This is a genomic window from Cellulophaga baltica (assembly GCF_018861125.1).
Taxonomy (GTDB): Bacteria; Bacteroidota; Bacteroidia; order Flavobacteriales; family Flavobacteriaceae; genus Cellulophaga; species Cellulophaga baltica_A.
Genome location: NZ_JAHKQN010000035.1, coordinates 25,953 through 51,611, shown reverse-complemented (window position 1 = coordinate 51,611; position 25,659 = coordinate 25,953). Strand labels below are relative to the sequence as shown.

The following is a 25,659-nucleotide window of genomic DNA, read 5'->3' as shown; positions in this document are numbered from 1 at the left end:
TAAACAATAATCTTTTTAATAAAAGTGTCGTAAAGTGTTTAAGCTTTACAGTACTTATGTTTAGTTTTTTCTCTTGTAAAGAAAAATCAACAACGGTAATAAATAAAGAAAAAATACAACCCAATTTTATTTTTATAATGGTTGATGATTTGGGTAAAGAGTGGTTTCCTAGTTATGGTGCAACAGAAGTTAATACACCTAATATTGATGCTTTAGTAAAGACAAGTATAAAATTTAATAATGTGTATTCAATGCCACAGTGTACACCTAGTCGTGTGGCTTTAATTACAGGTCAATACCCATACAATAATGGGTGGGTAAACCATTATGATGTACCACGTTGGGGACATGGAGCAAACTTTGACACAGCTAAAAATCCAAGTTTTGCAAAAGCACTACACCAAGAAGGTTACAAAACTTGTATTGCAGGTAAATGGCAAATAAACGATTTTAGAATAGAACCCAATGCAATGCAAAAAGCAGGTTTTGATGAATTCTGTATGTGGACAGGTTACGAATCAGGAGTTCCTGAAAGTGATAAGCGTTATTGGGATCCTTATATTATAACTGAAGAAGGTACTAAAACTTATGAAGGTAAATTTGGGCCGGATATTTTTTCAGATTTCGTGATTGATTTTATGAATACCAATAAAGAAAATCCATTCTGTATATACTACCCAATGGTACTTACGCATTCACCATTTGTACACACACCGCTTGAGCCAGAGGCTAAAACAAAGTATGAAAAGCATTTGGCGATGGTACGTTACACTGACTATATTATTGGTGAAATTCTTGATAACTTAGAAAAATCGGGCTTATCAGATAATACATATTTAGTGTTAACCACTGATAATGGTACTTCACCATCAATTATTGGTAAAAGAAATGGAAAGTTTATAAGGGGAGGTAAAGCTTATCTTACCGAAAATGGAATTAATTCACCATTTATAGTAAAAACACCAGATAATAAACATTTTGAAACAGATGTTTTAGTTGACTTTACAGATGTGCTCCCAACGTTTTTAGATTTAGCAGGTGCAGAAAAAGAGCCAGATTTTAAACTTGATGGACATTCATTTGCAAAGGTTTTAACTGAAAAAGAAACAGAGACTGGACGTGATTTTATTTTATCAATGGGTGGTTTACCGGGGCATATTAATGAAGAAGGTTGGTTAGAAAATGCCATTCAATTTAGAGATCGGGTATTGCGTGATAAAAAATACAAAGTTTATGTTGATACCTTACAGCAGATTAGTCGCCTATATGATTTAGAGAGTGACCCCTATGAAACTAATAATTTAATTAAGGATGTTGATTTACAAGAAGTTGTAAATGGTTTTAAAACTAAAGTAGATGCACTCCCAAAATTGGATGATAACCCGAAATACAAAAAAACTAAAGGTTTACCAACAGATGTAAATCCTGAATTTTTAGATAAAGCAGTAGAGCGCTTAAAACATCGTAAAAATAATATGATGGGCTTAGCAACCGAAGAACAATTTTTAAAATTAAGTACAAAAACGGACTAACACCAAAATAACACCTTAAAAAATGAAAAATTATTTAGCCTTATTAGTAATCACATTGTTTTTAGCTTCATGCTCTGAAAAGCCTAAGCCAACTTTTAAACAAGAAGATATTTCATTATTGCCAAAACCAGTAAGTTTTGAATTAAATGAAAGTTCTTTTCAAATTGAATCTGATACTAAAGTGATAATGCAAGACGAAAGTCAGCAGAAAGCAGTAAACTATCTTTTAGGTTTATTTAATACTGCAGCTGGTTATCATTTACAAATAAAAAATGAAAAAACAGAAAATGCTATTGTTTTTGAAAATGTAGAAGGCTTGAAAGATGGTGCTTATACTTTAGAAGTTACGCCAACTTCAATATTGGTAACAGCTACAGAAGAAAATGGTTTTTTTAATGCTGTTCAAACCATACGACAATTATTGCCAGTGGCTATTGAAAGTAAAGAAAAGGTTACTGCAGATTGGTATGTACCAAGTGTTAGTATTGAAGATGAACCTCGTTTTGAATGGCGTGGTATGCATATGGATTTTAGTCGTCACTTTTTTGAAATTGATGAAGTGAAAGACTTTTTAGATCACATGGCTTTATACAAAATGAACACTTACCACATGCACTTGACAGATGATCAAGGTTGGAGAATTGAAATAAAAGAATACCCGCTTTTAACTGAAAAAGGAGCTTGGAGAATACCAAATAATCAAGACACAATTTGTAATACAAGAGCTGTAGAAAATGAATTGTACACTATTGACCAATCTAAATTTAAAGAGATTGATGGTGAACGTAAGTACGGTGGTTTCTTTACGCAAGAACAAATAAAAGAAATTGTAGCTTATGCTGATGATAGATGTATTACCGTAATACCTGAAATTGATATGCCTGGTCACTTCAAAGCAGCAATAGATAATTATCCTTTTTTATCATGTAACGGACAATCAGGTTGGGATACTGTTTTTACACACCCTGCTTGTTTAGGGAAAGATACAACTTATGAATTTATGAAAAATGTGTTAAGTGAAGTTGTTGAGTTATTCCCTTCTGAATATGTACATATTGGTGGTGATGAGGTTAATGTAGATTCGTGGAAAGTTTGTCCATCTTGTCAAAAAGTAATTAAAGAAAATAACCTTAAAGATGAGCATGAATTACAATCTTTCTTCAATAGAGATATTGAGCAATTTTTAAAATCGAAAGGAAAGAAATTCATGGGTTGGGATGAAATCGTTGAAGGAGGTTTAACTAAAGAGGCTACAATTATGTGGTGGAGAGGTTGGAGACCAGAAGCACCTAAAAAAGCAGCAGAAAATGGAAACGATTTAGTAATTACACCTACTGATGCTTACTATTTTGATTATCTTAATGAAGGAAATACTTTAGAGAAAATTTATAATTACGAGCCAATTCCTGAGAATTTTACAGAAGCTGAAGCTAGCAATGTTTTAGGTATACAAGCAAACCTTTGGTCAGAATGGATTCCGAGTTATAAAAGATTACAATACCAGGCATTCCCAAGAATGTTAGCCGTTTCTGAAAATGGATGGGTTGCTCAAGAAAGAGATTTTGAAGCATTTAATGCAAGAGTTGAAAAGCAATATGATCGATTAGATGTTTTAGATGTGTATTATTACATACCAGCGGTCAAAGGTTTAGAAAGAGATATTGCTTGTGTAGACAGTACTTTAGTAAATTTAGAATTGGCTTACCCTTTAGATGATGTTGAAATTTATTATACTCTTGACGGAAGTACACCAACAAGAGAATCACTTAAATATGAAGCTCCGTTTTCAGTAAGTGCTCCAGAAGTAATTAACGACACGCTTGAAATTAAAGCAAGATCTTACCGTGGTGAAAAGTTCAATGATTTAAAAAAGGCTAAAGTAATTCATAAAGATTTTATCAAAGCTTCAGAAAGTACACCAAAAGAAAATGGCTTAAAAAGATTTGTTTCAAAAGGGAAATTTAAAACTGTAGAAGATATGAAAACCCCAACTACAGCTAATTTTAATAAGGTTGATAGTATTGTGTTAGGTGATTTCAAAGAAGAGAAAAACTTTTCAATATCATATTCAGGGTATTTCAATGCTGAAAAAGATGGTATCTATGAGTTTGAAACTCGCTCTGATGGAGGAAACTTATTATTTATTGGAGATCAGTTGATCGTTGATAATGGCGGTTACCACGGACCTAAAAAGAAATATGGAAAAGTAGCACTAAAAAAAGGGTGGCACCCAATTACAATTCAATACAAGCCTAGTACAAATCCTCGTATGATTGATGTTTCTTTTGCATTGCAAGGTGAAGAATTGCAACCAATTAGTAGCTCGGTTACTAAGTTTTAATTTATGATATAAATAAAATATGAAAACTATGTTTGTAAAGCCTTCGATCATAGCAATAATTTTTTCATTATTCTTTGTAATTTACTCAAATGCACAAAATCCGATCTTGAATAAGGAAGATAAAGGCTTTGTTTATGCTGCAGATCCTGCTGCAGAAGTTTTTAATGATACAGTATATGTGTATTGTTCTAGAGATGTAGAAGATGCAGTTTCATATAAAACTATGAAAGATTATGTTGTTCTAGAATCTGCAGATTTAAATACGTGGATTAATCATGGAGTAGTTCTAAAACCAAGAGAGTATAGTTGGGCAAACGGTCAAATGAATGCACCTGATGTAGCTTATAAAGGTGGTTGGTATTATTTTTATTTTCCATTTGATAAAACACATATTGGGGTGTCAAAAAGTAAAACACCAATTGGTCCTTGGGAAGAAGCGGTTACTGAAAAAATAACAACAATATTTGACCCTACTGTTTTTGTTGATGATGACGGTCAAGCCTATATTTATGGAAACGATCATAAAGTAAATATTGGAGAAAAAGGAACGCACATTATGGGAGCAAAATTAAAAGATAACATGACAGAACTTGATGGACCTTGGATTAGGCTAAGTGAAGAAACAGTAAGCGAAGCAGTTCATATTTTCAAAAGAAATGAGATCTACTATTTTAGCGCTAGAGTTGGTCCTGTTACTAAATATTGGATGGCTGATAATCCTCTGCCACAATACGCAGAGTTAAAAGGCGAATTAGCCCCAAATGCACCCAATGCTCCAAATCATACGTCAGCAATTGAATTTAAAGATGAATGGTATTTCTTTTATCACAGAGGTGATGTAAATGAAGGTTCTTTTCATAAAAGATCAGCTTGTTTTGATAAAATGTCATTCAATAAAGACGGTACAATTGTACCCATAAAATATACTTTGGGAGAAAAATAAAATAATTGAAAAACAAGTTTGCTTTATGTTCTATAGAGCAAACTTGTTTTTTATTCTTTTCGTAAACAAATATTTGCTTGTAATTCAATTAGCTTAAGAAGTTTTATTCGGTTAAAAACTCACTTTAAAAAGATTCTTTTATAAAAAGTCAAAGTCCTGTTGCAATAAAAAGAAGATTTTATATTTCCATAAATTTAGTAGTTGATTATCGAAGCGCAAAAGTTATTGGTCTAAATTATGATACAAAATTCGTAAGATAACATAAGTTTATATACTTATAACTTTTACAACTATTATGGGGATGACAACCAAAAAACGTTCATTACTATTATTTTTTTCATTTTTTTTCGCTTTTGCGTTAAGGTTATTGGCTCAAAATTCTGAACCATTAATCTTAGATATGGTACATCACAACCCAGGCGAAGCACCATATAAAACAAAATATAATGACCCAGCGGTGATAAAAGAAATGGGCTATAATGGCAAGGTTTATTTTCTTTTTGAATCACCAGCATTAGCTATTAATTGGGAGTCTGTAGATAAAGATATTTTACCCAAAGGGACGGAAGATCGTAAATGGGTAGATGAAAAAGCAGCGCAAATTAAAAAAATGCATGCGGCTTGTAAAGCTGAAGATATGGCTATTTACGCCATGTCAGATTTGGTTTTATTTCCAAAACGTTTAATCGAAAAATACAAGATTGAAGATACATTTGGTAACCCTAATGATGAACTAACTAAAAAATTAGTCAGGGCTCAAATTAATGAAATGTTTGAGCAATTTCCTGATCTAGACGGATTGGTAGTTCGTATAGGAGAAACATATTTACATGATGCACCATACCACAAAGGGGCAATAGATGATAAAACAAACCCAGAGAAAACAATAATTCCTTTAATAAATATTTTAAAAGAAGAGATTTGCGAAAAAAGAGATAAGCAACTTATTTTCCGTACCTGGGGTGCTTTTGATACAAATATGGACGATTATTTGGCGGTAAGTGAAGGTGTAGAACCACATAAAAATTTAATTATTAGTATTAAACATTGTGAAGGTGATTTTCATAGAGCTAATAATTTTAGTAAAGTAATTGGTAAAGGGCGTCATAAACAAATTATTGAAGTGCAATCTGCTCGTGAATATGAAGGTAAAGGTGCATACCCAAATTATATAGCTAATGGTGTTATTAATGGTTTTGAAGAACATGCAAGAATGCCGGAAGAACAAATTAATAGTATTCAAGAATTTGTTGATACAAAACCAGAATTGTATGCAGGTGTATGGACATGGTCTCGGGGAGGCGGATGGGAAGGTCCGTATATAAAAGATGAATTATGGTGTGATCTTAATTCATGGGTTATGGCACAGTGGGGTCAAAATACAGATAAGAGTGAAGAATTTATTTTTAATAGATATGCAACTGAACGCCTACATTTAAAAGATGACGATGTTACTAAATTTAGAAAACTATGTTTACTTTCTGCTGAAGCAGTAGTTAGAGGTAGAAATTCAACATATAGAGATATGAACCCATGGTGGACAAGAGACCAAGGTATTGCTTGGCCAATGGTGGTAAAAGGTGAATTAGAACAAAAGAGAAATTTAGTTCAAAAAGACGAGTCTATTGCAAAATGGAAACAAATAGTTAAGTTGGCTAAATCTATCGATTGGGACAGTGAGGAAACTAAAAATCATGCGATTGGTTCTGCAGAGTACGGTTTAAAACTATACAAAATATATAGAACACTTGTCTATATGAAATATGCTGATGATAATGGAAACACTAAAGATGTTAAAAAGTGGATCAAAGCATATGATAAAGCTTGGGCAGATTATAATAAATTAGCAGAAAAATATAGCACAATTGCAACGTTGTACACACAAGATTATAAGAGACATATTGCAAATAATGCAGATATAAAAGTTAATAAACTTAGATAGAATTAATGAAATATTTTAGCTATTTACTGGTACTAGTATTCTTGAGTATTGTTTCTTGTAATGAGGAGAAAAAACATCAAGAGAAAGTGATTTCAAATGAAAAACTAACCAACTACGTAAATACATTTACAGGTACTGATGGTCCTGGAAATACGTATCCAGGTGCAGTAGTCCCTTTTGGTATGGTGCAACTAAGTCCTGATAACGGATTGCCAGGTTGGGATAGAATTGCAGGGTATTTTTATCCAGATTCTACAATTGCGGGTTTTAGTCATACACACCTATCAGGTACTGGTGCGGGTGATATGTACGATTTATTGGTAATGCCTTTAAATAGTAAGTTTACAGAGAGTTTAACTCCTGAGGGTAGATACAGACCTTATTCTAAATTCTCACATGATAAAGAAAAAGCTAGTCCGGGTTATTATACAGTAGATTTATTAAGTTCAGGTATCAAGGCAGAATTAACTACGACTTCTCGTGTAGGTTTTCATCAATATACATTTCCTAAAGATGAAGAAAGTAAAATTATTTTAGATTTAGGATACAGTTTAAATTGGGATAAACCAATGGAAACGGAAATCACGATTGAAGATAACCAAACAATTTCTGGCTTCAGAAAATCTAAAGGATGGGCAAACGATCAACGCGTTTATTTTGTAATGAAGTTCTCAAAACCTTTTGATAAAGCTTCATTATATAAAAACGAAAAGGAAGTTATTGATGCGTTAACGGTTAATGGACAATTTACTAGAATTGTAGCTGATTATAAAACTGAAGATAATGACAAGATACAAGTAAAAGTAGCCATGTCTTCAGCAAGTACTGAAGGTGCTCGTATAAATTTAGAAAAAGAACTATCTCACTGGGATTTTAATAAAACAGTTGAAGAGGCATCAAATACTTGGGAATCTTATCTTTCTAAAATAAAAATTGAAGGTACTAAGGCGCAAAAAGAATTGTTTTATACCAATATGTACCATGTGTTCTTAACACCTTCATTACTTAGTGATGTAGATGGTGCTTATAAAGGAGCAGATGGTGAAGTACATACTGCAGAAGGATACAATAAATACGACACATTTTCACTTTGGGATACTTTTAGAGCAACACACCCATTATATACACTTATTGCGCCAAGTGAAACGGAAGATATGTTGAAGTCATTCTTATCACATTATGACGAAACAGGTTTGTTGCCAGTGTGGTCTTTAGCTGGGAATGAAACGAATATGATGATTGGTTACCACGCCGTTCCTGTGTTGGTTGATGCTTATTTTAAAGGCATTCCTTTAGACGCTAAAAAAGCATTAGAAGCTTGTGTAGCATCTGCAACTGAAAAAGGAAGACAGATTGATACGTATATGGAATTGGGCTATGTGCCAACTGGTGGCGATCATGAAAATTGGTCAGTTTCAAAAACTTTAGAATATGCGTATAACGATTGGTGTATAGCTACATTGGCTAAAGATTTAGGGGAAACAGAAATTGCAAATACTTTTTCAAAAAGAGCAAATAACTGGAAAAATTTATACGATACATCATCTACATTTTTTAGACCAAAAAGTGATAAAGGAGTATTTAGCAGTCCGTTTAATGCGAAAAATTATACGAAAGAGTTTTGTGAAAGTAACGGTTGGCAGTATTTCTGGTTTGTACCACATGATATTGATGGTTTGGTAGAGACTTTAGGTAAAGAACAATTTACGGTAAAACTAGATTCTATGTTTACATATTACCCAGCTAAAGATGATAAACTGCCTATTTTTAGTACAGGTATGATTGGGCAATATGCACATGGTAATGAACCTAGTCATCATGTTTCGTATTTATACAACACTATTGGGCAACCATGGAAAACCCAAGAAATGGTTCGTAAAATTATAAACACTCAATACACCACTAAACCAGATGGCTATTGTGGTAATGAAGATTGCGGTCAAATGTCTGCATGGTTGGTGCTATCATCAATAGGTATTTATCCAATTAATCCTGCTGATGGTGTATACAGTATCACATCACCATATGTTAGTGAAGCAACTGTTGAGTTAGGCGATGGAAAATTGTTTAAAATAACTACAGAAAACCAATCGAAAGACAATTTTTACATTCAGAGTATTATTTTAAATGGTGAAATTTATAATGTAGATACAATTACACACCAACAAATACTTGAAGGTGGTGAATTACATTTTGTATTAGGCAACACACCTAATAAAGAATTATTTAAAAACTAAACCAAACCATACATGATAAATTTATATAAAAGCAACGTAATTAAATTCCTGTTAGGTTTATGTAGTGTTTTTATATTGTTTTCGTGTACATCTGGTTTACAGACGAGTGAGGTAGATATAATTCCGATGCCAACAGAAGTAATTCCAGGGCATGGCTATTTCGATTTGAATAGAAAAACCATTATCTCGGTTGAAAATAATGAGCAATTAAAAATTGCTAATAACTTTTTTAGCAATTTTAAAAAAGCCTCAGGTTGGACGCCACGTATTGGTATAAAATCAAGTAAAGCAACTATTGAATTTAAAACAGAAAATACAATTGAAGACGAAGGTTATGAAATTATAGTAGGCAAAACTCATGTTGATGTTAAAGCTTCATCGGGTGCTGGTTTTTTCTATGCATTACAAAGTTTTGCTCAAGTGCTACCAATAGAATTTTATGCTCAAGAAATACAAAAGAATATTGAATGGCATATTCCTGTAATTAGTATAAAAGATGCTCCAGCTTTTAAATGGCGAGGGTATATGTTAGATGTCTCGCGTCATTTTTTTGATAAAGACCAAGTGAAGGAGGTTATCGATTTTATGGCAGAAGCTAAATTAAATCGTTTTCACTGGCATTTATCTGATGATAATGGGTGGAGGGTAGAAATTAAAAAATATCCTAAGCTTACTGAAATAGGAGCGTGGCGTTTAAACAGAAATGCGAAAGACGATACAACATCTAATTGGTGGGGAAGGCCAAAGCAAAAAGAAGGACAACAAGCTACCTACGGTGGTTTTTATACTCAAGAGGATATTAAAGAAATAGTTGCTTATGCAAAAGAGCGCTATATTGAAGTTATTCCTGAACTAGATATGCCAGGCCACTCTTTAGCGGCAATTGCTTCTTATCCGGAATTATCATGTGCTGAAGGTCCTTTTTATGTAGGTACTGGTGGTGTAAATAAAAACAATACTTATTGCCCTAGTAATGAAAAAACCTATGAGTTTATAGGTGATGTGCTAAATGAAGTTTCAAGCCTATTTCCTTTTGATTATATTCATTTAGGTGGTGATGAGTGTAATACATCATCTTGGGAAAAGGATCCTAAGTGTAAAAAAATGATAAAAGATAAAAATTTTGAAAGTAGTCATGATTTACAGGGGTATTTTACAAATAGAGTTGAGAAAATTGTCAATTCTCATGATAAGAAAATGATTGGTTGGGATGAAATTCTGGAGAGTGATATCGAGCCTAGTGCAACAGTAATGTCATGGCGAGGTGAAAAAGGAGGAATTAAAGCAGCGAAAACAGGTCATGATGTGATTATGTCACCAGCAAAATATTGCTATTTAGATTTAAAACAAGGTGATGACGATTTAGAACCTAATTTAGGATATGCGTATAGTTTTTTAAAAGATACTTACAATTACAAAGTAATTTCAGATAGCCTTACGACTGAAGAAGGCGAGCATATTTTAGGACTTCAAGGTAATTTATGGACAGAATCGATTACCAACTGGGATCAACTAACATACATGACTTTTCCAAGATTGTATGCCATTGCTGAAAACGGTTGGACACAGCCGAAATCTAAAAATTGGGATTGTTTTACTGACAGGCTAATTGTGCAAAATAAACGATTAGATAAAAAAGGAGTCAATTATGCGACTAGTGCTTTTAATGTAGTTATAGATCATGAAGGGTATAAAGAGGGTAATGTTGATGTTACCTTACATACTGAAGTTAACGATTTAGATATTTATTACACTACTGATGGTAGTATTCCAACACAGAAATCTAAGAAGTACACCAACCCTTTTATTTTAACAGAAACATCGATTTTAAAAGCAAGCTCGTTTAAAGAAAAAGAACAAGTAAGTAATGTGTCTGAAAAGTACTTTCCAATACATAAAGCAGCTGGTGCAATGGTTATTGATTATTCTACCAATGTAAAAGAAACTAATATGTCTGGCTTGGTTGATTTAAATTACGGAAAATTAAATAGAGGAGATAAAAATTGGAATAAATTTCACGGAGATTTAAATGTTGATATTATCTTCCCGGAAGAACAAGAAATTAGTAGTCTAGAGATTACCAGTCTTAGGTTTACCATAGGTGGTATCTATGTTCCTGAAAATTATGAGATTTGTAGTTCAGAGGATGGTGTTAATTTTGAGAAAATTAGTGACATTAAATTATTAGGTATTAGCCATACACAGGGTCGAAACAAGATAAAAACTGTTATAGATTTTGAACCTAGAAGAGCTAAAGCAATAAAATTGAAAGCTAAAAGTGTGAATCCAATTCCTGAAGAACACCATCAAGAAGGTAAAGCATCAAAAATATTTATAGATGAAGTTGTGGTGTTTTAATACCATTAAATTCAAAAATTAAAAAAATAATAGAGTTATAACATCGAGAAATAATAATAATTTTTAAATCAATTAAACCTTAGAAAAATGGAGAGCAATTTAAAACCCAAAAGTACATTAGTCCCAATTTTAATAATAGCAGGACTATTTTTTATTTTTGGTTTTGTGACGTGGATTAACGGAGCTTTAATTCCGTTTATGAAAACGATAAATGAACTTACTGATGCGCAATCATATTTAGTAGCATCAGCGTCATACATATCATTTGTGGTAATGGCTTTGCCGGCATCGTATATTATTAGTAAAATAGGATATAAAAAAGGGATGTCATTAGGGTTAGTAATTATGGCAGTTGGTGCTTTAGTTTTTATACCTGCAGCAGAAGCTAGAACTTACTGGGTGTTTTTAACAGGTATATTTATTCAAGGTGTTGGTATGACTTTGTTACAAACAGCATCAAACCCATACATTACTATTTTAGGCCCAATAGAGAGTGCAGCAAAGCGTATTGCTATAATGGGTATTGCTAATAAAGTTGCAGGATCATTAGGTTCTATAATTTTTGGTGCATTATTGCTTTCAGGCATTGATGAGGTTAATGAGAAATTAGCAACAGTAAGTATTGATGAAAAAAATGTTTTGTTAGATGCAATGGCTGATAGTGTTTTTCTACCATATGTAGTGATGGCAATTGTATTGTTTATTTTAGGTATGTTAATCTTAAAAGCTCCACTACCAAATGTTGAAGCAACTGTAGAGGAAGAAGAAACAACTGATGTAAAAACAGCAAAAACAAGTATTTTTCAATACCCACAATTGTGGTTTGGCGTATTAGCTTTATTTGTATATGTTGGTGCTGAGGTTATTGCTGGTGATACTATTATTTCATATGGTATCTCATTAGGTTTCTCTTCAGAAGAAGCAAAATATTTTACAACCTATACTTTAATGGCAATGGTGGCAACTTATTTATTAGGTGCCTTATTAATTCCTAAAGTAATAAAACAAAGAACAGCTTTAATTGCCAGTGCTATATTAGGTATTATATTTAGTGTTTGTATACTTTCTACTAGCGGAATTACTTCTGTTATGTTTGTAGCAGCTTTAGGTGTTTCAAATGCACTTGTTTGGCCAGCAATATGGCCATTAACATTAGATGGTTTAGGTAAGTTTACTAAAACTGCATCAGCATTATTAATTATGGCTATTTCTGGTGGAGCGATTATTCCACCATTATACGGTAGAATTGTAGATGCTAACAAAGTAGAATTAATTAACAATGGAGTTGCAGAATCTGTTGCAACAGCAAGTGCAGCAACAAGCAGTTATTGGATTTTAATACCTTGTTATTCAATTATATTATTCTTTGCTGTTTGGGGATATAAAATTAAAAACTGGGGTAAATAAGAAGTCTGAGTTTATTATAGTGTAACATATAAAAGAGCCATCAAAATATATATTTTGATGGCTCTTTTAAGTCGACTAAAACTCAATTAACTACTTAAAATGTAGAAATATAAATTAGTGACTATAGTTCACTAATTTCTTTTTCAATTTCTTCTCTTTTTCTTCCAGTTTTTTCTTGAATTTTACCTATCATTTCATCAAATTTTCCTTCTGCATAGGTTACATCATCATCGGTAAGATTACCATATTTTTGTTTGAACTCACCTTTTACTTGTTTCCATTTACCTTCTAACTGTGTATTGTTCATATTTTTATTTTTTAAGATTATTATTTCTATACTTTAAAATTACTAATGATTACACGATGGTATTACTGCAATACATTTATAATTTGACGCTAAAACTATTTATCCTGTTTTTTAAAACATGTACCCTATACCAGCAGAAAAGTAAGAGGTATGTGTATCCGTATCTTTTACTAATTCAGAAAAACCATAAGTATATCTTGCTTGTATAAAAACTGATTGAGCAATTTTATACTCTAAACCAGAAGTAAGTTGAAAATCAAAATCTTCAACACCATCAACATCTATGTCATCATCTGCACCAGGGATATTAATATCTTCATTTACTTTAAAACCAAATTGAGGACCAGCTTGTATATTAAGTCCGTCTACTAAATACACTTTTAATAATACAGGTACTTGAATATAATCTAATTGATATTCAGTATCCGAACCATTCGGGTTGTCATTAATATCAAAACCTTGTCTTGAATAAAAAACCTCTGGTTGTAGAGATAATTTTTCTGTTATTGGGGCTTCAGCCAATAAACCGGCATAAAAGCTTGTTCTATGTCCAGGATCTGAAGAATCATCACCAGTTACAGTAGATAGGTTAGCACCTGCTTTAACACCTAATTGAAATTCGTCTGACCAAGACTGAGCAAATAATGATGTTCCTGCAGTCATAAATATTAATAATGCTACTACTTTTTTCATAATACTAATGTGTTTTAAAATTTAATAATTGTTTTTAATTTTCATCAAAACTAGAGTTGCGGAAGCGAAGATTTTGAAACAATCACTTTGTTTTTTGACACTAAAAAAAAGTGTTTGTTAAAGTGTTTTAACGTAAAAATGTATTTTAGTTTAAGGCATAAAAAAAGTCCTGTCTTAATTAGACAGGACTTTCATATAAAGCTATAATGCTAAATATTATTTAGAACGATCATCAAATGCATCGAATTTTAATTTTTGTCCACCAACAGATAAATCGGCCATGGCACCAGCTTTAGGCATTGTAAATACAACAACTCCCTCATTATAATTTGCATTTTTTGAAGCTCCTGATTCGACAATTACTGCTGAAGCTTCAGCAGAAAATGTTAATTCATTATCTTTAAACCTTTTTAAAGCCTCTTCAGTTTCAAAAAAGATAACTTCAGATAATGCTTGTCCACCAGCTTGTAAACCAACATCAATTTTTTTAAGATCTGCTAAACCAATTGGTTGACCATTTTGATAAACTACTCCATTACCAGATGCTCCACCTACGATTAATGCACCTTCACCAACATTAGGGAAAATTACATAGGCAGTAGAGTTATCTACAAAATTTTTTAAACCTTTGTCTGTCTGGATCATTTCTTTTTTTACTTTCTCAGCATCTTTCATAATTTTAGCTTGCTTCTCTGTTTGAGAAAATCCGCTAAATGCGGTAAATAAAATTGCTCCTAATAATATTGTTTTTAAAGTTTTCATAAGTGTTTTTGTTTAAATTATTAATACTCCAAAATTAGAAAGGATACCTGTAGCTTATTTGCTGTTACACTTAATTTCTTGATGCAAAACCAATACTAATGTTAAAATAATTTTAAAAGAATTGGAATATATTAAACAGGTAACTATTAGGTTGCGAAATCGATAGAGTTCAAAAATATTTTTTTTAGAGTAATTCTTTTTTTTATCTGAATCTAAATTTGAAACACTTAAAAAACTACACATGAAAGCTACTACAAAAGAACAATTACAAGTATTAAAAGATGAAGCTACCCAAAGAGGTAACAAAATTACAGCGTATAGAAAAACTTTAGTTTCTAATTATGATTCTTATATAAAAGCTAACGGATTAGATGAGTTAAGAGATTTGAATATTTTTATTTTAGACTGTAGTTATAGAAATAGGCATTTAATCAAGCTTATTGATAATGTTTTTAAAACAGAAAATAAAATAATGACAGAATTAGATTTAGATACCATGGTTACAGAAAACCTAAAGTGTTTAAATGACTTTCAATCTTTGAAATTAGCGATGAGTACAATCAGAACTTCAATAACTAATGCAGATACAGCATCAATATCTGTAAAACCAAAATCACAAAATAGAATTTCAAATTCTATTTAATTAATATAAATCTTCTCTCATGTTTAAAATTCAAGAAGTAGACGATTCTGCAATGTGTATTTCTCGAAAAAAATGCGGGAGAGGATTTTCTTTTTATGCTGAAGATGGTGGTAGAATTACAGATAAAAAAGCATTAAAACGTTTAAAAAACTTAGTAATTCCCCCTATGTGGTCACAAGTTTTTATTTGTGGTTTTAGTGACGGTCATATACAAGCTACTGGTCGTGATTTAAAAGGGCGTAAACAATATATTTACCACTCTGAATATGAAAAGCAACAACAAGAGGCTAAATTTAAAAAAATGCTTCATTTTGCCAATCGCTTACCAAAAATAAGAAAGAGAGCACATAAAGATTTAAAATTAAAAACTTGGAAGAAGCAAAAATTGTTAGCCTTAATAATTCTTATTCTTGATGAGTACGGAATCAGAATTGGGAATAAGCAATATCGGAATAGAAATGAAACTTTTGGACTTACCACACTCCGAAGAAAACATTTAAGTATTGATGAAGATGAACTTGTTTTTAATTATAAAGGAAAAAGTAATAAAGAGCGAGAGGTTCATATAGATGATGAAGATTTGATACCTTTTATAAAAGAGGTTGCAGGTTTACCTGGCTATGAAATATTTAGGTATAAAGATGAAAATGGTACTTTTCATGATTTAGATAGTGATGAGGTTAATAATTACATTGCTAAATATATGGGTGATGATTTTTCTAGTAAAGATTTTAGAACTTGGGCGGGTAGCAGGCTAGGAGTAGAATGCTACGAAGAAGCGATAAAAAGTAGTTTGAAAACCCAAAAAAGTAGAAAGAAATTCAGCAATATCGTTATAAAAATGGTAGCTGAAGAATTAGGGAATACGCCTACTGTATGTAAAAATTATTATGTGCACCCAGCCATATTCAATGCTATTGATACTAAAAGCATCCCTAACCCCAACCCTTATAAAAATACAAGCTCAAAATATAAATTAGCTGCTAGTGAGAAACTAGCTTATGATATTATTGAAGCTAGTTATTCTTAATACAAATTATTACGACTGCTAATAATTTTAATATACTAAAAAAAATATTCTTTAAACTCTCTTTTTGTGTATTTACCTATTATTTTTCATTAATTAAGTTGCTTTACTTTTTTTGTTAATATACTAATTGTCTTCATTTAAAAGTTTCAATATGATTAAATAATGTTAAAAATTCGACAATGACATAAATATGATTATATTTGGTAAACCAAATTGGTAAACCAGTTTTCTTGTCTTTTTAGCATATTTAATAGCCTTATTGCCATAAGTACAGGAAATGATTGGTGTCTTAATTAAAATAGTACTCAACTTAGCAAACATGAAAAAAAAATTAATCCTTTTTATCTTATCTCTTACGCTGTTTTCTTGTCAAGAAAAAACAAGTTCAGAATCGATAAATAAGGTAACAACCGAATCAGAATTAAAAGAAGCTATCGCAAAAGCAGAAGCAGGTAGTGAGATAGTAATGCAAAACGGAGTTTGGAAAGATATTCAAATTAAGTTTTTTGGTAAGGGAACGGAAGACAGGCCTATTACTTTGCGTGCTGAAACAGCAGGTAAAGTTACTATTGAAGGAGAATCTAACTTAAGTTTAGGTGGTGAATATCTTGTGGTTAAAGATTTACATTTTAAAAACGGATATACGCCAACTAAAAATGTAATTCAGTTTAAATTTAATAGTGATACGATAGCTAATAATAGCAGAATAACAAATTGTGTTATTGATGAATTTACAAAACCCAATAGAGAGGTTTCAGATCACTGGGTTGAATTCTGGGGTAGAAATAACATGCTAGATCATTGTAATATTGTTGGTAAATCTAATTTTGGTCCAACAGTTAGGGTATTCTTAAAAGGTAACGAGCACGTTAATAACCATCATCAAATTGTAAACAATCATTTTGGCCCGAGACCTCGTAAAGGTGGTCCGCATGGTGAAACTTTACAAATAGGAAGTAGTCATACTTCTATGGCACCATCATATACAAATGTATCCAATAATTATTTTGATAGATGTAATGGTGAGGTCGAAATAATTTCAAACAAATCTAATTTTAATGAATTTAGAAACAATGTCTTTTTTGAAAGTGAAGGCTCATTGGTTTTAAGACATGGTAATTATTGTACTATTGATGGTAATGTTTTTATTGGTAATGATAATTCAGAATTTATTGGTGGTATTCGTGTAATTAATACAGGGCATTGGATTACTAATAACTATTTCTATAATATTAAAGGAGATAAGTTTAGAAGTGCTTTAGCAGTGATGAACGGTATTCCTAAATCACCTTTAAACCGTTATAATCAAGTTACTGATGTTGTGGTAGCTTATAATACATATATTGATTGTAAATCACCTTTCCAGTTTGGTGTAGGTACAAATATTGATAAAAAAGACGTTTTACCAGCTTCTGAAATTCGTTCAGCAAGACCAGAGCGTATGATTGTTGCTAATAATTTAGTATACAACCACAATGCAGATAATTATCCTGTGGTAAATTATGATGATGTTGGTGGTATTAGTTTTAAAAATAACATCTTAAATAGCGAAAATAAAAGTAGCGTTACTAATGACGGACTTATTACTAAAAGTTTTGAGGTAGCTAAAATAGCTGAAAACTTCTACGCGCCTTCAAGTAATTTAGAAAGTGTTTATGAAGGTTTCGATTTTGAAACCATTACAGAAGATTATTTTGGATCTGATAGAACTAAGCAAAATAGTGTAGGTGCAATTACATTACCAACACCAGCAAATGCTACATTGTTTGATAAATCAATTTATGGTTCAGAATGGTTTTCATCTGAAGCTTCAAATTACAAAGGAGAAACACTTGAAGTTACTTCAGGTGAAGACTTAGTTAGTAAACTTAAAACAGCAAAGTCAGGAGATATTCTATCATTAAAAGCTGAAATCTATAATATTAGCGAAAGTTTACTTATTGATAAAACAATCAGTATTGTGTCGGCAGACGCAAATAAAAAAGCTGAAATTCAATTTAATACTGAAAATCCTGGTTTTGTAATGCACCCAAAAGGTATATTGAAACTTGACGGAGTTGTATTAAGAGGTGATAAAACTCAAGATGCAATTGTAACTTTAGATAAGAACATGTCTAAAGCCTTTAATCTTTTTATTAATAATACCGAAATAGCAAACTTTAAAACGGTTATAAAAGCCTACAAAGCATCATTTGCTGATACTATTTCTATATCAAATAGTGTTATCAAAAACTCATTAGAAGGTATTCTTTTAAATACAGAAACAGACTCAAAAGGTGATTATAATGCAGAGTTTGTAACAATAACAAATACTACTTTTGATAATGTTGCGGCTTCAGTTTTAAATTATTACCGTGGTGGTTATGATGAATCTACCATAGGAGGAAATTTAATACTTAAGAATAATACATTTACAAATTCTGGAAATGCAGATAAGAGTGGTTTACTAATACAAAATCACGGTATTGTAAATGTTGTTTTTGCTGATAATACTTTTAAAAATAATGCAGTAAAAGAGGTTGCTGTATTATGGGGAGAAAAAGGACAGAAACCAGAAAATAATACCGTAATTAATTCAGGAAAGATTAGAATAGAGCAAAATCTAAAACAAAAATTAATGTATTAGAATTTAGCCGTATTGAAAACTACTTTCTAGAAATATTTTAAAAGTAGTATTTAACTTCGTTTATAGGTGTTGTAAAACATTTGTAAACGAAGTTTTTTTTGAATTAATTTTTAGAGTGAAACAAATTGGTTCGCTTACAAAATCATTTTAGTTTGCTTTTAAAGCAAACTAAAACGGTATTAAAATATTTCATTTATAACTTAATATTTTAGCTTAAATAAGTCGTTTTAAAGCAATATGCTTACCATTATAAACACCTATAATTCCTTCCATTTAAAAATAAATAATTTATAGGGCGTTTTCTCAGCAAAATGCCTTTTATTTAACTTTTAACAGAATTCATTCATAGTTATTTAAAAAAACGTCATCAATTCTATGATGAACATCTAGTAGTAGTCTTTTAGCATTGCTTATTGCTGTATGCATCCATGGGACATTGTTTGTATTAGTTTTGTCAACTTTTTAAGCTTTATTATTAATCTTGGGCGTAATTTTTTTATAACTTGAATAATCATCAGACTCTGAGTTAGTACCTTCTTCAATACTTTTATCTATATCTTTATTAAGTGTTTGATATGAGAATTTTTCAATAGTTATTGTAAACAGCAAAAAAACCAGAGAAGTTAATTTCTCTGGTTTAATTTATTAAAAAAATGTCAGCCTATTTTAGGACGACTCAGATAACTATAAGCTTGTTAGATATAAATAAATTTATTTATTTATTTATTTTACCTCTTAATCACAAGATGTAGTTCTTTCAATATCACAGTAAACTCCCCACCATGGATTAAATTGTGAATCTATTGTATCGTTGCTCATTGCGAGTAAAGCCTCTACATCATCACCGTATCGCAAGTGCATATGGATAGTATCTCCATGAGGCGATCGAGAAATTACATAATTGTAGTTGATACAATCTCCCGAAAAATCCTTTACTTTTTTGAATACATCCCAAATGGAAGTTTTAGACTTTTTAGGATAAAAATGAGGATCAGGACGACTACCTATAAATTCATATCCACATTCGGCTAATTTCTTGTCCAAGTCGTTATGATCGTAAAACACCATTTTGGTGATTGACCCAGCTTTATCACTTGTTGTTAATTTAAGACGACCTGGATTTCTTGGATCGTTTTGAGATAATGAGTCACCTGGGTTAAGATGGAATTCTCCATTCATTCTTAAGTAAGTAAATGGTGGTTTGTCATTATTAGTATCGTAATGACTGTGGCCATCTCCTCGTTCATCAAAAGCATGAGTATGCACATGTCCTGTGTCTTCTGAGTTGTGAGTGTGCTTGTCGGGGTCATTCTTATGACCACAGTTTATAAATAGTACAGTGATCAAACAAAGGCTGAAAATTGCAACTCTTTTAATTATCGAATTTTTCATATTATTATTTTATTTATTTTAATCATTAAAAATTATAATTAATGCCTAACATCAAGTTTCTAGTAGGAGCTGGAGTAAACATTTGTGATCCAGGATCACCGAAAACGACTTCAGAATAAAGAGAGTCGAATACATTTCGTATTTCCAAAAAGACACGACCTTTATTAGATGACTGTTGGTTGAAATTGTAGAAGAGGAAAAAGTTAGAGATGCTATATCCTTTATAATCACCTGTATTTTCTGAATTCGTGAAGTATGGTCCCACATTTCTAAAAAGCATGCGTGATCCTAATCCGTTTTTTAAAGCATAGGATACATCGAATGTTGCTATCGATTTAGGAACGTTTGTTACTTCGTTGCCCTCCAAGCTCTCGTCAGGATTATTTTTGATTTCGGTATCTGTAAACGAGTATGTACCTCTTATCTCTAACCCCCTTATTGGAGTAACGATGACTTCAGATTCGATTCCTATTCGAGAAGTTTCTCCTATGTTTACATAGTCACCAGATCCTGAGGGGCTCTCTAATATTTCATTGGTTGTGTTTAACATCCAACCTACTACATCAACCGTTAACCAGTTTGTGCTTATATATTTAGCACCTAGTTCGTATTGCCATAGAATAGACGGGTCAAGACCACTATCGGACTCGTACTTCAATGTACTGTTTGGTAAAGTGAAACCTTGTGAGATGCTTGCTCTCAAATCTAAACCTTTGGCAATTGTTGATTTTAGTCCAATTTTTGGGCTTAGATTAGAGAGAGTGCTCATGTCGAGGATATATTGAGTTATGTCAGGGTCACTATTTGTGAAAGAACCGAAATATTGATCGTAGCGCAGTCCAACTGACATTCTTAGGTATTTGCTAAAATTAAACTCTCCTTGACCAAATGCAGAAGCCGTCTGAACATCGAATTGTCGATCTAAGTATAGATCACCTCGTACGCGATAGCTTGATTCCCAACGCTTACGATCGGTGCTTTCACTGTAGTACTCAGTACCAGCGATCCAGTCTATGTCAATTGTACCTAGGATGTTGCGTCCATTGAGATTTGCTCCAGCAGCATAGACGTTACGTGTGTTAAACCGCTCAGTTTGCCCACCAGATGTGAAGCCAAATTTTGCAAATCGCGTAAAGTCTTGCTGTACAGCATAGCCAAATACGAGCATTCTGAGGTTATCGTTGAAGTTGTGGTTGAAGTCTATTCGCTGGGCGTAAAATTCTTTGTTGCCACCATCATTCTCAGCATATTCATCTTGTTCAGTTCTGAGCTCATAATCGTCTACTTGCTCTTCTGTGATATAACCAGCAGCATCCCATACACTTGAGTGACCACGTAGTGACAGGGCAATATCCGTGTTATTGGAAATATCGAATCCCAAACGGCCTGTAATATTACCTCTTAGCTGATCAGAATTTTCCGCATAACCATTAGATTGGAATAGCTGGAAGGCCAGATTGGCATTTAGTTGTTGGCCTGTTTTTTTAAGAGGAACTTCCTTACCTAAGGCATATTGAGAATTTAAAGTATTAAAGGCTCCACCGCTAATACCAACATTTTGGTAGTTGCCACCTTTTCGGGTCTCTATAGCAAGTGTACCTCCCTGTGAAAATCTGCCGTACAACGCAGAAGATGGACCTTTGTATACTTTTACACTTTCAAGATTGAGCGGAATGAGTATATTAAGATCTGCGTAACCATCTGCGTGGCCTTCTGCTTCATTAAGCGATACACCATCGATCTGTACTCCAGCTTCACCTTCGTGACCACCACCACCGAATCCTCGTATAGAAAATTGATCAGCAACACCTCCTTGGCTATATGCCGATAGATCTACACCTGGTATTTGCTCAATAATACGGATCGGTAGATCGACATTAAGTTTCTGTATGGCTTCTTGGTTAACCTCATTCACTGTGATTGTTCGGTTATCAGGGTTTAAGGCATCACCTACGATATAGATTTCGCTAAGCTGAACATTTGTTTCCTTGAGCTTGATATCAAAATTTTTCACGTCCCCGGGATTAAGGCTTATGCGCTGCTTATATGTTTCGTAACCAATCGAGCTGATTATTAGCTTGTATTTTCCAGACGGAATATTTACTATTATAAAAGTTCCATTCGATTCAGTAATTGTACCTTTTGTGGTACCCTCGATGACTAAATTTACAGCTTCTAGGGGGTTACCAGATTCACTTAGTACACTACCTTTTATCGATGCTTTTTCTTGGCTATTTACTATGCTAAAGAAAAAGAGAAATAGACATATTAGTATATGTTTTTTAATCGTTATATTTTTCATTGTTTTTTTGTTCTTTGATGAACGTGTTTGCTCACTTTTATTAATAGACTTATTTTGATAGTCTTAACAGCTGAATATTTGTTTATAGATTTTCATAATTTAAAATATAAGCATACAGTGTTTTACACTTTTAAATTCCTATTTCATAGAATAGAAACTAGTGTATTGTATGGAGTCTCTGTCTGCCTACAATTTCATTTGCTGTAAGGCTATTTTTAGGGATACATGCAATCCAAAATCCAAAAAGAACTGAGATATAAAATTAGTAATATGAATTACAGAAATTATTTCAGTTTAATTTTAAAAATTAGGTAGCTTCAAAAGAATCATTTTTTTACTTAAAAGCAATTTTTGAACCTGATTTTAATGGATTAGCATGCAATTAAAGTTAAACCATGGTCTGGAGGAGGAGTCATAATTTCCAACAAAGGAGTTGGAGGTAATAGTAAGTTGAAGAAAGAATTGTTCTTGTCTTTTAATACACCTAAGTTCATTTTAAAAACTACTGAAGGGAAATTTTGAAGTGTTTTATTAACAGATAGTTGTAATTCTTTTTTTTGTTCAGTTAGGGAATGGCTACACTGCTCAAAAGCTATTTTAAAAAGGTCTAGGTTTAAAATAAAGTGTTCATGATCATAAATTTCTGAGTCAATGTCGTGTGTATGATAACTATATCCACTGGTAAATAGATGGTTTAAAATATGTGTAACCTCAAATACCCCTTTATTAAAATTAACGACCAAATAGATCAGTAATATCAGACCAATTAAGCATTTTTTGGTAGTATGATACATGAAACAGGGATTCAAATAAGGTTAAGTTTTAATGATAGTAAAGTTGAAATTAATTTCATTTTGTAATTTGTAAAGAAAATATTTTTCAAATAATTATTGTTTATTAGTTTTGGCTTTCCCACGACTTGAAAAACTATTTAACCATATTTATTAGACTTCCTTCGCTAACAACTCAGTAGTGAAATGAATATCCAACTTCTCGCATATTTGTTTCACATTGGCTTTTGTAAAGCTTAACTCTACTACTTTTATCTTAAATTCTAAACTATATTTTTTTTGTCTTAACGTACTTTTCAATTTAACAAAGTAGGTCAATAATACATAGAATTTTTTTTTGTACTAATTAAGTGTTATGTTAAGCTAGGTTATATTAAAAATAGGGTTAATAATATTTGTATTTATAAATTTCTTTTTTTCTTTTTTTTAATATAAAATACAGAAATAATTAATATTGTAAGGGCCACAAAACCTGAAAATAACGAATAATAAAAATAGTCCGTATTACTAGTGGTTCCTTTTAATTTTAATTTTCCTAAACTGTATTCTAAATGAGTAGAATAATTATTTTTAAAACTCAAAGGAAACATCTCAGAATAATTTCCTTCTCTAATAATTTTAAAATATGATTTATGATTAGGAATACCGTTTATTAAGCTTTTATTTGTTACAGAAATGCTCTTTATGTCTTTTGGCATATCATTTAAAAGAATTTTCACTAATGTTTCATGAGCAGGCTTTACATAACCTTCACCGAAAGTTATTTTTTTACCATTAACAATTATATCTATTTCTTGTTTTAAATGAGTTATGATCCAATTTTTAAAGTCATCTGGTGCTATATTTTCTAGACTTTCCTTATCATTGAAAGCTAGATATTCATATTGAAACGCAGCCATAGAAGCATTAATTTGAATATTCCAAACTCCTGGAGTGCTTTCAGCTAAAAAAAAAGAGGATACTTTTGAGCCATGAGCATTTAAGGAATAGAAAGACCCAAATAGGATAAAAATTATAAGAATTATTTTTTTCATATTCTAAAAATTGATTATTGAGAAAAAAAAGTGTCTATAGTTTTTATAGACACTTTTTTACATATTATGCACTAGAAAAATATAGTAATTAATCCATCACCTACCACCGCCAGTAGTTGCAGTTTGTCCGTAAAAACAAGGTAAATTTTCATTTGTTGCAGCATCAGAAATATGATAATGATATCCTAAATCATCGTCATCATGACCATTACAATCATCTAAATCTGTTAGAGTTTCATCGTGTTCATAAATTTTATAGCCATCTAATGCATAACCTATAAATCTATGATCATCATCTTCATCAAAACCGTATGTTAAACCTGTATTAGTGTGGTAATGATATCCTACAAACGGATTAATGTGCCCTCCTGCATCATCAAACGCAGCAATGGTATAATATGATATAATATCGTCAACAGGAGCCGATCCATCAAAAATAACACCATTTAATGCAATTCCTTGAGTACCTTGAATATCAGATGGTTGATCTAACTTAATAGGAGTTACTGGGAAATAATAAGCTTCTTCAATTGTTTCATCTTCAAAATATTCAGGTAGACATTCTACACATTGTGACCAATATTCTTCTTCTACTACAGCTACAGCAGCATTAATACAAAGATATCTACTATTTGTATAATTGACATTATCTCCATCAATCATAGCATCCCAGTATGCATCATCTTCATCACTATCTGAATAAAGCTCATTAACTGTAGTATCTAAAAAATCATAAGTAACTTGGTATACTTCACCATGTTCATTGTCAATCCATATACCACCTTCTTCATCAGTATCATCATCAACATCATATGCGCACCAAGGACCCATGTCATAATCAACGGGAAGAGATATTTGATTAGATGTATATACTTGATAATATTCAGTACCATCTATTTCAACTAATTGTACTTCAACATTACCTTCTGCAAACCCTAAAGTAGTTTCGTCAATATCTGTACCTTCAATAAGAACAACTTCATCTCTGTCTATAACGATATATTCTTCTTCTGTTTCAACATCGTCATCCGTACTGTCATCTGTACTGTCATCTGAACTACAAGCAAAAAGACTTACCAAGCAAAATAAGGCGAAGCTAAATCTTAATAATTTATAATCATTTTTTTTATTCATAATTTAAAATTTTTATGGTTATATTTTTAATAAGGCTAATCAACTACTTATAGTATAATAACGTCTAATTTAATTTTAAATTTTAGATGTAATTGATGTTTTCAGTAAAACAAGACAACTTTTCAGTAAACAAAAAGAATACACTTCACTTTAGGGTATAAAACGATAAAAGTATTTGAAATAGA

The 25,659-nt window shown here is 31.7% G+C and carries 18 protein-coding genes and 1 pseudogene; 10 read left to right on the top strand and 9 right to left on the bottom strand.

The features are described 5' to 3' along the window. Positions 1 to 56 precede the first annotated feature (56 nt). The 7 genes from KO500_RS16160 to KO500_RS16130 all read left to right on the top strand — a co-directional run bounded on the left by KO500_RS16160 (position 57) and on the right by KO500_RS16130 (position 12,760). Positions 57 to 1,532, top strand: coding sequence for a sulfatase-like hydrolase/transferase (locus tag KO500_RS16160; RefSeq protein ID WP_215957597.1), 1,476 nt, complete (start codon positions 57 to 59; stop codon positions 1,530 to 1,532). A 22-nt stretch (positions 1,533 to 1,554) separates the two neighbouring features. Next, the gene (locus KO500_RS16155; RefSeq protein WP_215957596.1) at positions 1,555 to 3,873 is read left to right on the top strand and encodes a family 20 glycosylhydrolase; all 2,319 of its coding nucleotides are present in this window, start codon (positions 1,555 to 1,557) and stop codon (positions 3,871 to 3,873) included. A gap of 19 nt (positions 3,874 to 3,892) precedes the next feature. After that, positions 3,893 to 4,816: a family 43 glycosylhydrolase gene (locus KO500_RS16150; RefSeq protein WP_215957595.1), complete on the top strand. Its 924-nt coding sequence runs from the start codon at positions 3,893 to 3,895 to the stop codon at positions 4,814 to 4,816. Between the two features lie 301 nt (positions 4,817 to 5,117). Beyond that, positions 5,118 to 6,758 carry a hypothetical protein gene (locus KO500_RS16145; RefSeq protein WP_215957594.1) on the top strand — a complete coding sequence of 547 codons (1,641 nt, stop codon included), beginning with the start codon at positions 5,118 to 5,120 and terminating at the stop codon, positions 6,756 to 6,758. Between the two features lie 5 nt (positions 6,759 to 6,763). Then, positions 6,764 to 8,995, top strand: a complete 2,232-nt coding sequence (locus tag KO500_RS16140; protein WP_215957593.1) for a GH92 family glycosyl hydrolase — start codon at positions 6,764 to 6,766, stop codon at positions 8,993 to 8,995. 12 nt (positions 8,996 to 9,007) lie between these two features. Next, on the top strand, positions 9,008 to 11,353 hold the full coding sequence (locus tag KO500_RS16135) for a beta-N-acetylhexosaminidase (RefSeq protein WP_215957592.1): 2,346 nt from the start codon (positions 9,008 to 9,010) through the stop codon (positions 11,351 to 11,353). 87 nt (positions 11,354 to 11,440) lie between these two features. Next, positions 11,441 to 12,760: a sugar MFS transporter gene (locus KO500_RS16130; RefSeq protein ID WP_215957591.1), complete on the top strand. Its 1,320-nt coding sequence runs from the start codon at positions 11,441 to 11,443 to the stop codon at positions 12,758 to 12,760. A gap of 121 nt (positions 12,761 to 12,881) precedes the next feature. Here the strand turns inward: KO500_RS16130 and KO500_RS16125 are convergent, their stop codons facing one another. The 3 genes from KO500_RS16125 to KO500_RS16115 form a co-directional block, all read right to left on the bottom strand. Next, complete coding sequence (locus KO500_RS16125) at positions 12,882 to 13,067, bottom strand: CsbD family protein (protein WP_215957590.1); 186 nt, start codon at positions 13,065 to 13,067, stop codon at positions 12,882 to 12,884. Positions 13,068 to 13,178: 111 nt separating this feature from the next. Continuing rightward, positions 13,179 to 13,760, bottom strand: a complete 582-nt coding sequence (locus KO500_RS16120; RefSeq protein ID WP_215957589.1) for a porin family protein — start codon at positions 13,758 to 13,760, stop codon at positions 13,179 to 13,181. Positions 13,761 to 13,976: 216 nt separating this feature from the next. After that, positions 13,977 to 14,522 carry a YSC84-related protein gene (locus KO500_RS16115; protein ID WP_215957588.1) on the bottom strand — a complete coding sequence of 182 codons (546 nt, stop codon included), beginning with the start codon at positions 14,520 to 14,522 and terminating at the stop codon, positions 13,977 to 13,979. Between the two features lie 241 nt (positions 14,523 to 14,763). Here KO500_RS16115 and KO500_RS16110 point away from each other — a divergent pair, with 241 nt between their 5' ends. The 3 genes from KO500_RS16110 to KO500_RS16100 all read left to right on the top strand — a co-directional run bounded on the left by KO500_RS16110 (position 14,764) and on the right by KO500_RS16100 (position 18,821). After that, entirely contained in the window at positions 14,764 to 15,165 is a 402-nt protein-coding gene (locus tag KO500_RS16110) for a hypothetical protein (protein ID WP_215957587.1), read from the top strand. 19 nt (positions 15,166 to 15,184) lie between these two features. Further along, the gene (locus KO500_RS16105) at positions 15,185 to 16,195 is read left to right on the top strand and encodes a DNA topoisomerase IB (protein ID WP_252732591.1); all 1,011 of its coding nucleotides are present in this window, start codon (positions 15,185 to 15,187) and stop codon (positions 16,193 to 16,195) included. Between the two features lie 319 nt (positions 16,196 to 16,514). Beyond that, on the top strand, positions 16,515 to 18,821 hold the full coding sequence (locus tag KO500_RS16100; protein ID WP_215957586.1) for a chondroitinase-B domain-containing protein: 2,307 nt from the start codon (positions 16,515 to 16,517) through the stop codon (positions 18,819 to 18,821). Between the two features lie 332 nt (positions 18,822 to 19,153). Here KO500_RS16100 and KO500_RS17440 read toward each other — a convergent pair. The 6 genes and pseudogenes from KO500_RS17440 to KO500_RS16075 form a co-directional block, all read right to left on the bottom strand. Beyond that, positions 19,154 to 19,256, bottom strand: a pseudogene (locus KO500_RS17440) (IS1595 family transposase); the annotation flags it as partial. 300 nt (positions 19,257 to 19,556) lie between these two features. Next, the gene (locus KO500_RS16095) at positions 19,557 to 20,213 is read right to left on the bottom strand and encodes a hypothetical protein (RefSeq protein WP_215957585.1); all 657 of its coding nucleotides are present in this window, start codon (positions 20,211 to 20,213) and stop codon (positions 19,557 to 19,559) included. Between the two features lie 25 nt (positions 20,214 to 20,238). Then, positions 20,239 to 22,515: a TonB-dependent receptor gene (locus KO500_RS16090; protein WP_215957584.1), complete on the bottom strand. Its 2,277-nt coding sequence runs from the start codon at positions 22,513 to 22,515 to the stop codon at positions 20,239 to 20,241. Positions 22,516 to 22,886: 371 nt separating this feature from the next. After that, the gene (locus KO500_RS16085; protein ID WP_215957583.1) at positions 22,887 to 23,309 is read right to left on the bottom strand and encodes a hypothetical protein; all 423 of its coding nucleotides are present in this window, start codon (positions 23,307 to 23,309) and stop codon (positions 22,887 to 22,889) included. 398 nt (positions 23,310 to 23,707) lie between these two features. Further along, a complete protein-coding gene (locus KO500_RS16080) occupies positions 23,708 to 24,340 on the bottom strand; it encodes a hypothetical protein (protein WP_215957582.1) in 633 nt (210 codons plus the stop codon). 96 nt (positions 24,341 to 24,436) lie between these two features. After that, positions 24,437 to 25,474 carry a YHYH protein gene (locus KO500_RS16075; protein ID WP_215957581.1) on the bottom strand — a complete coding sequence of 346 codons (1,038 nt, stop codon included), beginning with the start codon at positions 25,472 to 25,474 and terminating at the stop codon, positions 24,437 to 24,439. Between the last annotated feature and the right edge of the window lie 185 nt (positions 25,475 to 25,659).

What these genes read in the sequence shown, in the direction of transcription:
- KO500_RS16160 (WP_215957597.1), top strand. Translation starts at nt 57, where the DNA reads ATGTTTAGTTTTTTCTCTTGTAAAGAAAAATCAACAACGGTAATAAAT.
- KO500_RS16155 (WP_215957596.1), top strand. Translation starts at nt 1,555, where the DNA reads ATGAAAAATTATTTAGCCTTATTAGTAATCACATTGTTTTTAGCTTCA.
- KO500_RS16150 (WP_215957595.1), top strand. Translation starts at nt 3,893, where the DNA reads ATGAAAACTATGTTTGTAAAGCCTTCGATCATAGCAATAATTTTTTCA.
- KO500_RS16145 (WP_215957594.1), top strand. Translation starts at nt 5,118, where the DNA reads ATGACAACCAAAAAACGTTCATTACTATTATTTTTTTCATTTTTTTTC.
- KO500_RS16140 (WP_215957593.1), top strand. Translation starts at nt 6,764, where the DNA reads ATGAAATATTTTAGCTATTTACTGGTACTAGTATTCTTGAGTATTGTT.
- KO500_RS16135 (WP_215957592.1), top strand. Translation starts at nt 9,008, where the DNA reads ATGATAAATTTATATAAAAGCAACGTAATTAAATTCCTGTTAGGTTTA.
- KO500_RS16130 (WP_215957591.1), top strand. Translation starts at nt 11,441, where the DNA reads ATGGAGAGCAATTTAAAACCCAAAAGTACATTAGTCCCAATTTTAATA.
- KO500_RS16125 (WP_215957590.1), bottom strand. Translation starts at nt 13,067, where the DNA reads ATGAACAATACACAGTTAGAAGGTAAATGGAAACAAGTAAAAGGTGAG.
- KO500_RS16120 (WP_215957589.1), bottom strand. Translation starts at nt 13,760, where the DNA reads ATGAAAAAAGTAGTAGCATTATTAATATTTATGACTGCAGGAACATCA.
- KO500_RS16115 (WP_215957588.1), bottom strand. Translation starts at nt 14,522, where the DNA reads ATGAAAACTTTAAAAACAATATTATTAGGAGCAATTTTATTTACCGCA.
- KO500_RS16110 (WP_215957587.1), top strand. Translation starts at nt 14,764, where the DNA reads ATGAAAGCTACTACAAAAGAACAATTACAAGTATTAAAAGATGAAGCT.
- KO500_RS16105 (WP_252732591.1), top strand. Translation starts at nt 15,185, where the DNA reads ATGTTTAAAATTCAAGAAGTAGACGATTCTGCAATGTGTATTTCTCGA.
- KO500_RS16100 (WP_215957586.1), top strand. Translation starts at nt 16,515, where the DNA reads ATGAAAAAAAAATTAATCCTTTTTATCTTATCTCTTACGCTGTTTTCT.
- KO500_RS16095 (WP_215957585.1), bottom strand. Translation starts at nt 20,213, where the DNA reads ATGAAAAATTCGATAATTAAAAGAGTTGCAATTTTCAGCCTTTGTTTG.
- KO500_RS16090 (WP_215957584.1), bottom strand. Translation starts at nt 22,515, where the DNA reads ATGAAAAATATAACGATTAAAAAACATATACTAATATGTCTATTTCTC.
- KO500_RS16085 (WP_215957583.1), bottom strand. Translation starts at nt 23,309, where the DNA reads ATGTATCATACTACCAAAAAATGCTTAATTGGTCTGATATTACTGATC.
- KO500_RS16080 (WP_215957582.1), bottom strand. Translation starts at nt 24,340, where the DNA reads ATGAAAAAAATAATTCTTATAATTTTTATCCTATTTGGGTCTTTCTAT.
- KO500_RS16075 (WP_215957581.1), bottom strand. Translation starts at nt 25,474, where the DNA reads ATGAATAAAAAAAATGATTATAAATTATTAAGATTTAGCTTCGCCTTA.